The 16498-nt window shown below is 72.5% G+C and carries 2 protein-coding genes; both read left to right on the top strand.

All coding sequences use genetic code 11. From position 1 onward, the window contains the following. A partial coding sequence (locus AB0389_RS37105; RefSeq protein ID WP_366399998.1) for a type I polyketide synthase occupies positions 1 to 7641 on the top strand: 7641 nt, incomplete at its 5' end. Between the two features lie 104 nt (positions 7642 to 7745). After that, positions 7746 to 16498: type I polyketide synthase (locus tag AB0389_RS37100; protein WP_366399997.1), on the top strand; the 8753-nt coding region annotated here is incomplete at its 3' end.

Below are 16498 nucleotides of genomic sequence, written 5' to 3'. Positions count from 1 at the left end.
GATTATGCGTCGCATTCGGTTCATGTGGAGGATCTTGAGGATGAGTTGTTGGATGTGCTGGGGTCGGTGTGTCCTCGGTCGTCGAAGGTGCCGTTCTTTTCGACGGTGACGGGTGGTTGGCTGGATACGGCGGGGTTGGATGCGGGGTACTGGTTCCGGAATCTGCGGCAGACGGTGCGGTTCGCGGACGCGGTGGGGGAGTTGCTGGCGAGTGGGCACCGCGCGTTCATCGAGGTGAGCGCCCACCCGGTCCTCACAATGCCGGTCCAGGACATGATGGAGGCCGCGAAGGTCACCGGCGTCGCCGTGGGTACGTTGCGTCGTGATCAGGGCGGTGCGGCGCGGTTCCTGCTGTCGGCGGCCGAGGTTTTCGTGCGGGGGGTACGGGTCGACTGGGCCGGTCTGTTCGCGGGCACGGGGGCTCGGCGGGTGGACCTGCCCACGTATGCCTTCCAGCACGAACGGTTCTGGAACATGCCGCAGGCGTCGGTTGAATCAACGGCCGCCGTCGATCCCCTCGACGACGCGTTCTGGGCGGCGGTGGAGGGGGAGGATCTTCCGGCCCTGACGTCCGTTCTTGGCACGGGGGAAGGCGCGCAGGAGAGTGCGGTGGCGGCGGTGCTGCCGGCACTGTCGTCGTGGCGCCGGTCGCGCACGGACCGTACGACCGTGGACTCCTGGCGCTACCGGGTCTCGTGGGTGCCGGTCGGCAAGGTCCCGCAAGCGGCCCTGTCCGGGACATGGGTGGTGGTCTCGGCCACAGGTACCGACGACAGCGACGTGGTCGGGGCTCTGGGCCGAGCGGGCGCGGATGTAGTCCGGCTGGTGCTGGACGAGGAGTGTGCCGAGCGCGAGGTCCTCGCCGGGCGATGGGGGGAGCGGCCGGGGGAGCCGGGCCAGGTCGCGGGCATCGTTTCGCTGCTTGCCGCCGCCGAAGAGCCCGGTTCGCGGTACCCGGGGCTGTCGCTGGGGCTCGCGCTGTCGGTGTCCCTGGTGCAGGCGCTCGGTGACGCCGAGGTGGCCGCACCGTTGTGGTTCCTGACCCGGGGCGCAGTCTCCACCGGCCCCGCCGACACCGTCACCGCTCCTCTTCAGGCGCAGGTGGCGGGGGTCGGCTGGACGGCCGCGCTGGAGCATCCGCACCGTATTGGCGGTGTGATCGACCTCCCCCGCGTACTCGACGGGCGGGCCGCCGGCCGACTGGTGTCGGCTCTCGCGGGCGCCCTCGGGGACGAGGACCAACTCGCCCTCCGTACGACGGGAGTCTTCGGCCGGAGAATCGTCCGAGCCGGCGCGACGGCCGGAGCCCCAGCCGGAGCCCCGGGCAGGCCCGGCTCCACGGGCTTCCCCGGCTTCACCGGCTCACGTACCTGGAAGCCGCGCGGCACCACCCTCGTCACCGGCGGCTCCGGGACCCTCGCCCCCGACCTCGCGCGCTGGCTGGCCGCCCGGGGCGCCGAGCACGTCGTCCTGATCAGCCGCCGGGGCCCCGAGGCTCCCGGCGCGGCCGAACTCGTGGCGGAGCTGGCCGAGTCGGGTACGGAAGCGACCGCCGTGGCCTGCGATGTCACCGACCGGGCCGCCGTCGCCGAGCTGCTCGCCGGGCTCAAGGCCGACGGCCGTACGGTACGCACCGTCATCCACACGGCCGCCGTCATCGAGCTGAACACACTGGACGAGACCGGGATGCGGTCCTTCGCCGATGTCGTCCACGCGAAGGTCGCCGGCGCCCGGCACCTGGACGAGCTGCTCGACAACGAAGAACTGGACGACTTCGTCCTCTACTCCTCCACGGCAGGCATGTGGGGCAGCGGCTACCACGCGGCCTACGCCGCCGGCAACGCCTACCTCGCCGCCCTCGCCGTCCACCGCCGGGCCCGTGGACTGCCCGCCACCGCCGTGCACTGGGGCAAGTGGCCCGACGACGCCGCACGCGAACTGGCCGATCCGCACCACATCCGGCGCAGCGGACTGCGCTATCTGGAACCCCGGTTGGCGCTGACCGGGCTGGGGAACGCCCTCGCCGACGACGAGACCGTCATCGGTCTCACGGACATCGACTGGGACACGTACCACCCCGTCTTCACCGCCCGCCGCCCCACCACCCTCTTTGACACGATCCCCGAGGTACGGCGCCGGCTCACCGCGCACGCAGCGGACCGGCAGGCCCCCGGCCGCACGGAGACCGGTGATCTCGCCGCGCGGCTGCGTGCCTTGCCCGCCGCCGAGCGCGACGGCTTCCTGCTGCGGCTGGTCCGTACGGAGGCGGCCGGCGTCCTCGGTCATGCGTCCGCCGAGACGTTCCCCGAGCGGCGCGCCTTCCGGGACATCGGCTTCGACTCCGTCACAGCCGTCGATCTGCGTAACCGCCTGGTGGCCGCCACCGGCCTGGCACTGCCCTCGACGATGGTCTTCGACCACCCCAACTGCCGTGCGCTGGCTGCCCATGTGAAGTCCGTCGCCCTCGGTGACGAGCCCGTCGCATCGGCCGCACCGGCCCTGTCGGAAGCGACGGGTCCAACGAATACGGCGGGCCCGGCACCCGACGACGACCCGATCGCCATCATCGGCATGAGCTGCCGCTATCCCGGCGGCGCCGACTCGCCCGAGGCGCTGATGAGGCTGCTCCTCGACGGCGCGGACGTGATCTCGGAGTTCCCCGCCGAACGCGGCTGGGACGCCGCAGCCCTCTTCGACCCCGACCCGGACCGGCAGGGCAGAACGTACTCCACGCGCGGCGGATTCCTGCACGAGGCAGCGGAGTTCGACGCCGGGTTCTTCGGGATCTCGCCGCGCGAGGCGGTGTCCATGGACCCGCAGCAGCGGCTGCTGCTGGAGACCGCCTGGGAGGCCTTCGAACGTGCGGGGATTCCGCCGGCCGCACTGCGCGGCAGCGCCGCGGGTACGTTCATCGGCGCGAGCTACCAGGACTACGCGACCCGGGCGCAGAACGGCGCCGACGGCTCCGAGGTGCACATGGTCACCGGGACGGCGGCCAGTGTGCTGTCGGGACGTGTGTCGTATCTGCTGGGGTTCGAGGGCCCCGCCGTCACCGTCGACACCGCCTGCTCGTCCTCGCTCGTCGCGATCCATCTGGCGTGCCAGTCACTGCGCGGAGGGGAGAGCACCCTCGCCCTCGCGGGCGGTGCCGCCGTCATGGCCACCCCGAGCGCCTTCGTGGGCTTCAGCCGGCAGCGGGCGCTCGCCGCCGACGGCCGCTGCAAGCCGTTCTCCGACGCGGCCGACGGGATGACACTGGCCGAGGGGGTCGGGCTGGTCCTGCTGGAGCGGCTCTCCGACGCATGCCGCAACGGGCACCCCGTCCTCGCCGTGGTACGCGGCTCCGCCGTCAACCAGGACGGCGCGTCCAACGGCCTCACCGCCCCCAACGGCCCCTCCCAGCAGCGCGTCATCCGCCAGGCCCTCGCGGCGGCCGGTCTGGCCGCGTCCGACGTGGACGCGGTGGAGGCGCACGGCACGGGTACGAAGCTGGGCGACCCGATCGAGGCGCAGGCGCTGCTCGCCGCGTACGGCCAGGACCGCGACCGCGACCCGGCACGGCCGCTCATGCTCGGCTCCCTCAAGTCCAACATCGGGCACACACAGGCCGCCGCCGGGGTCGCCGGTGTGATCAAGATGGTGCTGTCCATGCGGGCGGGCGTCCTGCCGAAGACACTGCACGCGGAGACCCCGTCCACCCATGTCGACTGGGACTCCGGTGCGGTCGAGCTGCTGCGCGAACCGCTCGACTGGCCGGAGACCGCCGACCGGCCGCGCCGCGCCGGTGTGTCGTCGTTCGGGATCAGCGGTACCAACGCCCATCTGATCCTGGAACAGCCGCCGGAGGAGGAGCGGGCGCCTCAGGAGCAACGGACGTCGGCGCCGGAGGCCGCCGGGGACGTCCCGGGCGAGACCGGGGCTCTCATTCCGTGGCTGCTCTCCGCCACGTCCGAGGATGCGCTGCGTGCCCAGGCGGCCCGGCTCCTCGCCCATGTCACCGACCGGCCCGGGCTGTCGCCCGCCGCCGTCGGCCGGGCGCTGGCCACCACCCGGACCGCTTTCGCCCACCGCGCCGTGGTCCTCGGCGCGAGCGGGGACGACTGCGCGCGCGCTCTCGAAGCGCTGGCCACGGCGCGCTCCGCGGCCGGTGTGATCCGTGGCTCCGTCGGTGAGGGAAGCCCGGCGGGGCCCGTGTTCGTCTTCCCTGGCCAGGGCTCCCAGTGGTGGGGCATGGGCCGCGAACTCCTCGCCGCGTCAGATGTGTTCGCGGAGGCCGTGGCGGAGTGTGCCGCCGCGCTCGATCCGTACATCGACTGGTCGCTCCGTGATGTGCTGTCCGGCGACGGAGACCCCGCGCTGCTCGAACGCGTGGATGTGGTCCAGCCCGCGCTGTTCTCGATGATGGTGGCACTCACCGCGCTCTGGCGCTCGTACGGTGTCGAGCCCGCGGCCGTTGTCGGCCACTCGCAGGGCGAGATCGCCGCCGCGTATGTGTCCGGCGCCCTGACCCTGGCCGACGCCGCCGCCGTCGTCGCCCTGCGCAGCCGGGCCCTGCCCCGGCTCTCCGGCCTCGGCGGCATGATGTCGGTGGCAGAGCCGGTCGATCGGGTGACCGAACTGCTCGCGCCCTGGGGGGAGTCGCTGTCCGTCGCCGCCGTCAACGGGCCCTCGTCGGTCGTCGTCTCCGGCGACGCCGACGCGCTCGACGAACTGCACACCGTGTGTGAGCGGGAGGGCGTCCGCGTCCGCCGGATCCCCGTCGACTACGCCTCGCACGGCGCACAGGTCGAAGCCGTAAGGGACGAGCTGGCGCGCGTGCTGGCCCCCATCACCTCGGCGGTCCCCGAGGTGCCTTTCTACTCGACGGTGACTGGCGCCCGGCTGGCGGAGGCCGCGTTCGACGGCGCCTACTGGTACACGAACCTGCGGCAGACCGTACGGATGGAGGAGGCGACCCGGGCGCTGCTGGCGGCCGGACACCGGGTCTTCATCGAGGTGAGCCCCCATCCGGTGCTGGCCGGGCCCATCCAGGAGACCCAGGAGGCGCACGAGGCGGCCTCAGGTCTCGCCGTCGGTTCGGCGGCCGTGGTGCGGGGGACCCTGCGCAGGCACGAGGGGGGCATCGGGCGCTTTCTGGCCTCCCTCGCCGAGGCACATGTGCACGGCGCCACCGCGGACTGGCTCGCGGCCCTTCCGGCGGGCGACGGTGTCCCGCCGGTCGAGCTGCCCACGTACGCCTTCCAGCGCCGCCGCTACTGGCCGCAGCCGCCGGCCGCCGCCGCCACCACGACCGCGAACGGTGGCGGTGACGGCGACGGGACTGACTCGGCCGACGCGGTGTTCTGGGAGCTGGTCGAGGGCCAGGATCTGACCTCCCTGGCAGGTGAGCTGGGGGTCGACGCTGCGGACGGGGCCGGACTCGCCTCGCTCGGCGCGGTCCTGCCCGCCCTGTCCGCGTGGCGCGCGAGCGCGCGGGAGCTGGCCACCGTCAACGAGTGGCGCTACCGGGTCGACTGGACCCGGCTGCCGGAGCGATCGGGACCGGGCGCGCGCCCCAACGGCCGCTGGCTGGTGGCGGTTCCGGAGGACGGCGGCGCCGAGGGGGACGCCTGGGCCGACACGGTCATCGCCGCGCTCGGGCCGGACGGAACGGAGGGGCCGGACAGGGCGGAGGGGCCGGACAGGGGGTACGGCATGGACGTCGTACGGTTCCGGGCGGGCGACGCCAACCGTACGGACTGGGCCCGGCGGCTCACCGCGCTCGCCGCGGAGGGACCGGAGTTCGCGGGCGTGCTCTCCCTGCTGGCCACCGTCGAGGAACCCCACCCGGACTTCGCCTCCGTGCCCGGCGGACTCGCCCTCACGCTCACACTGGTGCAGGCACTGGGCGACGCCGGACTCGACGCTCCACTGTGGTGTGTGACGCGCGGCGCCGTCGCGGCGGGGGACGAGGACCGGACGGGCCACCCCGTGCAGGGCGCGCTGTGGGGGTTCGGCCGGGTCGTGGCGCTGGAACACCCCGGCCGCTGGGGCGGGTTGATCGACCTCCCGGATGAGCTGGACGCGCGGACGGGCGCCCGGCTGGCCGCCGTACTCGCCGCCGGAGCGCGAGTACGGGAAGGGGCGGACGGACGCGAACCGGGCGCCGCCCCCGCCGAGGACCAGATCGCCATCCGTACCTCAGGGCTCCACGCCCGTCGGCTGGTCCATGCCGCACCTCTCACGTCCGCCCCCCGTCGCAGGTGGCGCGGCCGGGGCACGGCCCTGGTCACCGGCGGAACGGGCGGCATCGGCGGCCGGATCGCCCGCTGGCTCGCCGAGAGCGGCACGGAGCATGTGGTGCTGACCAGCAGACGCGGCGACGACGCGCCCGGCGCCACCGAACTCCGCTCCGAACTGGAGAAGTCGGGAACGCGCGTCACCGTCGCACGCTGCGACGCCGCCGACCGCGGCGCACTGGCCGCCGTCCTCGCCGCGATCCCCGCCGACACCCCGCTCACCTCGGTGTTCCACGCCGCAGGAGTGGCGGACGGCGACACCACCGTGGCGGCGCTCACCCTCGACCGGCTCGACGCGCTGATGCGGGCCAAACTGACCGCCGCACTGCATCTGCACGAACTCACCCAGGGCCTCGACCTCGACGCCTTCGTGCTGTTCTCCTCGGGCGCGGCGGTCTGGGGCAGCGGTGGCCAGCCCGGCTACGCGGCGGCCAACGCGTTCCTCGACGCGCTCGCCGAACACCGCAGGGCCGCCGGACTGCCCGCCGCCTCCGTCGCCTGGGGCACCTGGGCCGACGTCGGCATGGCGACCGTCGAAGAGGTGCACGAGCGGCTGCGGAGGCAGGGCGTACGCGCGATGGCCCCGTCATCGGCGATCGGCGCGCTCCAGCGCATGCTGGAGGACGGCGACACCACCCTCACGGTGACCTCCATGGACTGGGAGCGGTTCACCCCCAGCTTCACCGCGACCCGGCCCAGCCCCCTCCTCGCCGGCATCCCGGCCGCGGTCAGGGCGCTCGCGGCCGGTGCCGAACCTCCGGCGGGCGGCGGCGCGGTCACCGTACCGCCGCTGCGGCAGCGGCTCGACGCGACGGCCGCGGCGGAACGCGGCCGGGCCCTGCTCGACGCCGTACGCGCCGAAGCCTCGGCGACCCTCGGCCACGACACCCCCGACGCCGTCCCGGCCAACCGCGCCTTCCGCGAGACCGGCTTCGACTCCGTCACCGCCGTGGAACTGCGCAACCGGCTCCGGGCGGCGCTGGGCCTGTCCCTGCCCGCCGCCCTGGTCTTCGACCATCCGACGCCCACCGCGCTCGCCCGCCACCTCGGCTCGCTGCTCTTCGGCGACACGGCCGGGGAGCCAGGCGACGACGACCGGATCGCCGCCCACGATCCGGACGCCCGGATCCGTGACGCCCTGGCGTCCGTGTCCGTCAGCAGCCTCCGCCGGGCGGGGCTGCTGGACCTGGTGCTGAGCCTGGCTGATACCGGCACCGCGCTCGGCACGGCCCCCGGTACCAAGCCCGCCGACCCCGGCGGGGGTCCCGACGCGGCAGGCGGCCCCGAGAGCGACGTCAGCGGCACGGACTCCCTCGACGACATGGACGCCGAGAGCCTCCTCCGGCTCGCCACCGGCCAGTAGCAACGGCGCTGAACACCCCATCGAACACCGCCATCGAACACCGCCACCGAACAACGGCATTGACACCGACTCAGCCTCGACCCGAAAGCTGTCTGGAGCCAACGATGAGCACGTCCACCAACAAGTACGTCGAGGCGCTGCGGACGTCCCTGAAGGAGATCGAGCGGCTGCGGCAGCAGAACCAGCAACTGGTGGCCGCAGCCGTCGAGCCCATCGCCGTCGTCGGCATCGGCTGCCGCTTCCCGGGCGGCGTGGCCACCCCCGAGGACCTGTGGCGGCTGGTCGCCGACGGCCGGGACGTCATCGGCCCGTTCCCCGCCGACCGGGGCTGGGACCTGGACCGGCTCGCCGGGGACGGCACCGGCCGCAGCCTCGCCCAGGAGGGCGGATTCCTCGACGACGCGGCCGGGTTCGACCCCGGCTTCTTCGGGATCTCCCCGCGCGAGGCCGTCGCCATGGACCCCCAGCAGCGCATCCTGCTTGAGGTGGCCTGGGAGGCGCTGGAGCGCGCCGGCATCGACCCGGCCACCCTGCGGGCGAGCCGGGCCGGCGTCTTCGTCGGCACCACCGGGCAGGACTACGGCGAGGTCATCACGGCCTCCGACGAGGACGCGGAGGTCTATGCCACCACCGGCCACGCCGCCAGCGTCATCTCCGGCCGGATCTCCTACACGCTCGGCGCCGAGGGCCCCGCCGTCACCGTCGACACGGGCTGCTCCTCCTCGCTGGTCGCCCTGCACTGGGCCGCCCAGGCGCTGCGCAACGGCGAGTGCACCATGGCGCTGGCCGGCGGCGCCTCCGTCATGGCGACCCCCGGCCCGTTCGTCTCCTTCACCTCACAGAGCGGCCTCGCCGCCGACGGCCGCTGCAAGCCGTTCGCCGACACCGCCGACGGTACGGGCTGGGCCGAGGGCGCCGGCATCCTCGTACTGGAACGGCTCTCCGACGCGCGGCGCGCGGGCCGTACGGTCCTGGCCGTCCTGCGCGGCAGCGCCGTCAACCAGGACGGCGCGTCCAACGGCCTCACCGCCCCCAACGGCCCCTCGCAGCAACGGGTGATCCGCGCGGCCCTGGAGAGCGCCCGGCTGGCGCCCGCCGACGTGGACATCGTCGAGGCGCACGGTACGGGGACGACGCTGGGCGACCCGATCGAGGCGCAGGCGCTGCTCGCCACGTACGGTCAGGACCGTGCCGCGGGACACCCGCTGCGGCTGGGCTCCGTCAAGTCGAACATCGGACACGCCCAGGCCGCCTCCGGAGTCGCCGGAGTGATCAAGATGATCATGGCGCTACGGCACGGTGTGATGCCCCGCAGCCTGCACGCGGCCGTGCCGACGACCGGCGTCGACTGGACGGCGGGCGCGGTCGAGCTGCTGGACGAGGCCGTGGACTGGCCGGACACGGGACGTGCCCGGCGGGCCGGTGTGTCGTCGTTCGGGATCAGCGGTACGAACGCGCACGTGATCCTGGAGCAGGCACCGGCGGAACCCGAGGCCACGTCCCGGGTCACGCCCGAGGTCACGCACGCCGACGCGGACGCCAGGGCGTCGCTCGCCGGGCCGGCTGTCGTTCCCTGGGTGCTGTCCGGCCGTACGGCGGCGGCGCTGCGGGCACAGCGCGAGCGGCTGACGGCGTTCGTCGAGCGGAACCCGGGCGCCCGGCCCCTCGACATCGGGTACGCGCTCGCCACCGGACGCTCGGTCTTCGAACACCGGGCCGTGCTGCTGGTGACGGACGGATCCGGCGCGGCGGGGGGCGCGGCGGACGAGGCGGAGTGCGCGGCGGGTGTAGCGGGGGACGGGCTCTTCGCCGTCCTCTTCTCCGGCCAGGGATCCCAGCGGCTCGGCATGGGGCGTGAACTGTACGAACGGTTCCCGGCCTTCGCCCACGCCTTCGACGCCGTGGCCGACGAACTGGACACCCACCTCGACCGGCCGCTGCGCGACATCGTCTGGGGGACCGACGCCGGTCTGCTGGCGGAGACGCGGTGGACGCAGCCCGCACTGTTCGCCGTCGAGGTCGCCCTGTACCGGCTCGTCGAATCGCTCGGTGTCACCCCAGACTTCGTCGGCGGCCACTCCATCGGGGAGATCACCGCCGCGCATGTGGCGGGTGTGTTCTCGCTGGCGGACGCGTGCCGGCTGGTCGCGGCCCGCTCCTCGCTGATGGCCCAACTGCCCCCGGGCGGCGCGATGATCGCCGTACGCGCCACCGAGGACGAGGTGCGCGAGCGGATCGCGGACAGGGACGCCGAGTGGGGGGAGAGCCGGGACGAGGGGCAGGGCGAAAGCCGGGGCGCCGACTGTGTCAGCAGTGTCGGCAGTGTCGGCAGTGTCGGCGGGGAGGTGTCGATCGCCGCGGTCAATGGGCCCGAGTCCGTTGTCATCGCCGGTGACGAGAGCGCCGTACAGGACATCGCCGCCCACTTCGAGTCCCTCGGCCGCAGGACCGGCCGACTGCGCGTCTCGCACGCCTTCCACTCGCCCCGCATGGCACCGATGCTCGACGCCTTCCGCACCGTCACCGAGTCACTCACGTACCAGGAGCCCCGGATCCCGGTCGTATCGAACCTCACCGGCCGGATCGCCGAGGTCGAAGAGGTGTGCACCCCCGACTACTGGGTGCGGCATGTCCGCGAGGCCGTACGGTTCGCCGACGGCGTCCGTACCCTCACCGGGCGCGGTGTCACCACCCTGCTGGAGCTGGGCCCCGACGGTGTGCTCGCCGCCATGGCCCACGACTCCCTGCCGGACGGGAGTGAGATCGTGCCGCTCCTCCGCAAGGACCGCGCGGAGGAGCGGACCGCGCTCGCCGCCCTCGCACGCGTACACGTGCGCGGCGCGACCGTGCGGTGGGCCGCGCTCTACGAGAACACCGGCGCCCGGCGCGTCGACCTGCCGACGTATCCGTTCCAGAACCAGCGGTACTGGCCGGCCGCCTCCGCGAACGGCGGTGCGAACGGAGGCGCGTACGGAGGTGCGTACGGCGACATGCGGGCCGCCGGACTCGACGCGGCAGGACACCCACTGCTCGGCGCGGCCGTCGAACTGGCCGACGGCGAAGGCGCGTTGTTCACCAGCAGGCTCTCCGTGCGAAGCCACCCCTGGCTCGCCGACCACGGCGTGGCGGGCCGTGTCCTGCTCCCCGGCACCGCGTTCGTCGAACTCGCCGTACGCGCCGGGGACCAGGTCGACTGCGAGCGCGTCGAGGAGCTGACCCTGGCCGCGCCGCTCGCCCTGCCCGAGCACGGTGGCGTACAGCTTCAGGTACGGGTCGGCACCGCCGACCCGGCGGGCCGGCGCCCGCTGACCATCTCCTCGCGCGCCGAGAACGCCCCGGACCTGCCGTGGTCGCGGCACGCCACGGGAGTGCTCGCGCCGTACGACGGGACGAGGACCGCTGAGGCTGATGGGGCGGTAGCGACCGGGTTCGATGCCGGCGTATGGCCGCCGGCCGGTGCGGAGCCCGTCGATCTGGACGGCTGCTACGAGCGGATCGCCGCACTGGGCTTCGACTACGGCCCGACGTTCCGTGGTCTGCGCGCCGCGTGGCGCAAGGGCGACGAGGTGTACGCCGAGGTCGCGCTGCCGGAAGGCAGCGACACGGAGGCGGGCGCCTTCGGGCTGCATCCCGCGCTCCTGGACGCGGCCCAGCACGCCGCGGCCTTCACCGACCTGGGAGCCATCAGCCGAGGCGGCCTGCCCTTCGCCTGGGAAGGCGTCACACTGACGGCCGCCGGGGCATCGGCGGTGCGCGCCAGGCTGGCGCCCGTGGGCGACGACGCGGTCTCCATCGCGGTGTACGACATGGCGGGCGGCCCGGTGCTGTCCGTGGACTCGCTGGTCTCCCGGGAAGTCCCGGCCGAAGGCCTTGCAGCAGACGGGCAGCTCCCGGGGGCGATTCACCGCGACTCGCTGTTCCGCGTTGAGTGGACCGAGGTCCGGCGCGCGGGAACGGTGGCGGCTGTGGCGGTGGTCGCCGAGGACGCCTTCGGTTTGGCCGACGCCCTCCGCGCCTCTGACACCCTGGTTACGGCCCATCCCGACCTGGCGTCACTCGCGGCCTCGGACGGGCCCGTACCGGAGGTTGTCCTGATCGCTGCCGCAGGCGGTGTTAGTCGCAGTGTGCCGGAGGAGACACACGCACTCGGTGCCCGCGTCCTCGGACAGGTACAGGGGTGGCTCGACAACGCCCGGTTCGCCGGTGCCAGGCTGGTGTTCGTGACACGCGGCGCCACGACCGGCGCCGACCTCGCCGCCGCCGCGGTGCACGGTCTCGTACGTACCGCACGCACCGAGAACCCGGGCCGCTTCGGCCTGCTCGACCTCGGCGACGTGGCGAGCGCCGCCGCGCTCGTCAGGGCCCTCGCGGTTGCCGCCGACGAACCGGACCTCGCCGTACGGGGCGGTGAGCTGCTCGCGGCCCGTCTCACCCGCGTACCCGCTCCGGCTTCCGTGCCCGTACCCGCGCCTGCGCCTGCCTCCGGAGAGCCCATGACGGGCCGGGAGCCGGCCGTATGGGATCCCGAGGGCACGGTCCTGATCACCGGCGGTACGGGCGGCCTCGGCGGTGTGCTGGCGCGGCACCTGGTCGCGGTACGGGGGACACGGCACCTGCTCCTCGCCAGCCGCAGCGGCCTCGCGGCCGACGGAGCCGAACAGCTCGTCGGTGAACTCACCGCCCTGGGCGCCCGGGTGACCGTCGCCGCCTGCGATGTGACCGAGCGTGCCGCCCTCGCCGAACTCCTGACCGCCGTCCCGGCCGAACACCCCCTGACCGCTGTCCTGCACACGGCGGGAGTGGTCGACGACGGTGTGATCGGCTCCCTGACCCCGGAGCGGCTGCACACCGTGCTGCGGCCCAAGACCGACGCGGCGTGGCACCTGCACGATCTGACCAGCGAACTCGGCCTCGAACTGGCCGCGTTCGTCGTCTTCTCATCCGTCGCCGCCACCCTCGGCAGCCCGGGACAGGCCAACTACGCCGCCGGCAACGCCTTCCTCGACGCCCTCGCCATCCACCGGCGGGCCACCGGACTGCCCGGCGTGTCCCTCGCCTGGGGACCGTGGACGCGGAACGTCGGGATGACGGGCGCGCTCACCGGCGTCGATATGGAACGCATCGCACGCTCCGGCATGCCACCGCTGACGGTCGAGCAGGGTGTCGCGCTCTTCGAAGCAGCCCTCGCCACCGGGCTCGACACCCTGGCACCCGTACGTCTCGACCTGCCCGCGCTCAAGGCCCGGGGAGACGTTCCGGCGCTCCTGCGCGGCCTGATCCGTACCCCGGCCCGGCGAGCCGCCGGCCGTGTCTCGGAGACGGCCGACGGCCTCGCCCTGCGCCTGGCCGGGCTGAACGACACCGAACGCCACGAGACCCTCCTCGGACTCGTACGCGAGCAGATCGCCCGGGTACTGGGACACACCGACGCGACGGAGATCGAGGCGACCCGGCAGTTCCAGGACCTCGGCTTCGACTCCCTGACAGCGGTCGAACTGCGCAACGGGCTCAACACCGTGACCGGCCTGCGCCTGCCCGCGACCATGGTCTTCGACTACCCGACTCCGAGCGCGCTCGCCCGCCACCTGCGCGAGGAACTGCTGGGCGCGGACGCGGACATGGATCCGGACGTGAATGCGGTTGTCGTGGACACGGCTGCGGGTGCTGCGGACCGAGTACTGCCGGCGGTGGCCGACGATCCCATCGTGATCGTCGGTATGGCCTGCCGTTACCCGGGCGGTGTGACCACCCCCGAGGACCTGTGGAAGCTGGTGATGGAGGAAGCCGACGCGACCTCCGGCTTCCCGACGAACCGTGGCTGGGACATCGAGGGGATCTACGACCCGGACCCAGACCGCCCCGGCACCACGCATGTGCGCGCTGGTGGATTCCTGCATGAGGCAGGGGAGTTCGATCCTGGGTTCTTCGGGATGAGTCCGCGTGAGGCGATGGCGACGGATGCGCAGCAGCGGTTGTTGCTCCAAGCGTCGTGGGAGGCGATCGAGCGGGCCGGCATCGACCCGCTCTCGCTCCGCGACAGCAGGACCGGCGTCTTCGTCGGCGTGATGTACAACGACTACGGTCCCCTGCTCACGGGCGAGGAGTACGAAGCCTTCCGGGGCAACGGCAGCGCCCCGAGCGTCGCCTCGGGCCGTGTCTCGTACGCCCTGGGCCTTGAAGGCCCCGCGGTCACGGTCGACACCGCGTGCTCCTCCTCGCTCGTCGGTATGCACCTTGCGATGCAGGCGTTGCGTGGTGGTGAGTGTGGGTTGGCGTTGGCGGGCGGTGTGACGGTGATGTCGACGCCGTCGACGTTTGTGGAGTTTTCGCGGCAGCGTGGGTTGGCGCCGGACGGTCGGTCGAAGGCGTTTTCGGAGTCGGCTGATGGGGTGGGCTGGTCCGAGGGTGTGGGTGTGGTGGTGTTGGAGCGTTTGTCGGATGCTCGGCGTCGTGGTCATGAGGTGTTGGCTGTGGTGCGGGGTTCGGCGGTGAATCAGGATGGTGCGTCGAATGGTCTGACGGCGCCGAATGGTCCGTCGCAGCAGCGGGTGATTCGGCAGGCGTTGGCGAGTGGTGGCTTGTCGGTGGGTGATGTGGATGTGGTGGAGGCGCACGGTACGGGGACGATGTTGGGTGACCCGATCGAGGCGCAGGCGCTGCTGGCCACGTACGGGAGCGATCGCGAGGGCGGGCAGCCGCTGTTGCTCGGGTCGGTGAAGTCGAACATTGGTCATACGCAGGCTGCTGCTGGTGTGGCAGGTGTGATCAAGATGGTGTTGGCCATGCGGTATGGGGTGTTGCCGAGGACGTTGCATGTGTCGGAGCCGTCGTCGCATGTGGATTGGTCGGCGGGTGCGGTGGAGTTGTTGACGGAGACTGTGGCATGGCCGGAGGTGGGCCGGGTTCGGCGGGCGGGGGTGTCGTCGTTCGGGATCAGTGGGACGAATGCGCATGTGATTCTGGAACAGCCGGAGCCGGTGGTCTCCAGCCCTGTGGTTGCCGAGGTTGCCGAAGTTGCGGGTGGGTTGGTGCCGTGGGTGGTGTCGGGTCGGTCGGTTGAGGCGTTGGGTGATCAGGCGGGTCGGCTGTTGTCGTTTGTGCGGTCGTGGGCTGGGTTGCGGTCGGTGGATGTCGGTTTCTCGTTGGTGGCGGGGCGGTCGGTGTTCGAGCGTCGGGCGGTGGTGCTGGCGGGGTCGGTGGATGGTGGTGTGGAGGCGTTGTCGGCGTTGGCCGATGGTGGGGCGAATCCGTTGGTGGTGTCGGGTTCTGTGGTGGGTGGTAAGCGGGCGTTTCTGTTTTCTGGTCAGGGTTCGCAGCGGTTGGGGATGGGCTGGGAGTTGTACGGGCGGTTCCCGGTGTTCGCGGGTGCGTTGGATTCCGTACTGGGGTTGTTGGAGGAGGGCTTGGGGCGCTCGCTCCGGGACGTGATGTGGGGGGATGATGCCGATGCGTTGAATGGTACGGGTGTTGCTCAGCCGGTGTTGTTTGCGGTTGAGGTGGCGTTGTATCGGTTGGTGGAGTCGTGGGGTGTCGTACCGGATTTCGTTGCCGGGCATTCCATTGGTGAGGTGGCCGCTGCGCATGTGGCGGGTGTGCTGTCGTTGGAGGATGCGTGTCGTCTGGTGGTGGCGCGGGCTTCGCTGATGGCCGCTCTGCCCGCCGGTGGCGCGATGGTGGCCGTAGGAGCGTCCGAGGACGAGGTCGTGCCGCTGCTGTCGGCCGGTGTGTCGATTGCTGCGTTGAATGGGCCTTCGTCCGTGGTGATTTCGGGTACGGGAGACGCCGTTGCGGCGGTGGCCGGTCGGCTTGCCGCGCAGGGCAGGAAGACGAGCCGACTGCGGGTGTCGCACGCGTTCCACTCGCCGCTTATGGACCCGATGCTGGACGGCTTCCGTGCCGTGGTGGAGACGCTCGCCTTCCAGGCTCCCCGCATTCCTCTGGTGTCCAACCTGACGGGGGCGGTGGCGGAGCCCGGCGAGGTGGGCTGCGCCGAGTACTGGGTGCGGCATGTGCGGGAGGCCGTCCGGTTCGCGGATGGTGTGGCGGCGCTGGTCGATGTGGGGGTGTCGGCGTTTGTTGAGCTGGGGCCTGATGGGGTGCTGTCGGCTCTGGCGCTGGAGTCTGTGCCCGACGGCGTTGACGTGGCGAGCGTGCCTCTTCTGCGTAAGGACCGGCCGGAGGAGCAGACGGCCCTCACCGCGCTCGCGCAGTTGCACGTACGGGGCGTCCGCGTCGACTGGCCGGCGCTCTTCGCCGGTACCGGTGCGGCCCGGGTCGATCTGCCGACGTACGCCTTCCAGCACAGCTGGTTCTGGCCGTCGCCCCGGACGGCCGACGCGCGCGACGTACGGGCTGCCGGTCTGGGAGCGGCCGGGCATCCGCTGCTGGGAGCGGCAGTAGAACTGGCCCAGGGAGAAGGACTGTTGTTCACGGGGCGGCTGTCGGTGCGGTCCCATCCGTGGCTGGCGGATCACGCGGTGATGGGCCGGGTTCTGCTGCCGGGGACGGCGCTGTTGGAGCTGGCGTTCCGGGCGGGTGACGAGGTCGGCTGTGACCGCGTCGAGGAGCTGACCCTCGCGGCCCCGCTCATCCTGCCCGAGGACGGCACCGTTCTGGTACAGGTACGGGTCGGATCCGGCGACGGGTCGGGGGACCGGCGCCCGGTCGCCGTGCACTCCCGTCAGGACGGCGCCGGTGAGCAGAGCTGGACGCGGCACGCCACAGGGACGCTGGTGGCCGGCGGTGCCGGGCCGGTCGACGTCGGGTTTGATGTGTCGGTGTGGCCGCCGGTGGGTGCTGTGGCGCTTGATGTGGGTGGTTGTTATGAGGGGTTTGCCGGTCGTGGTTTTGTGTACGG

The sequence above is a fragment of the Streptomyces sp. NPDC093109 genome, from assembly GCF_040701725.1.
Taxonomy (GTDB): domain Bacteria; phylum Actinomycetota; class Actinomycetes; order Streptomycetales; family Streptomycetaceae; genus Streptomyces.
The sequence above is the reverse complement of the archived record's forward strand: the minus strand, read 5'-3'. Positions and strand labels throughout refer to the sequence as shown.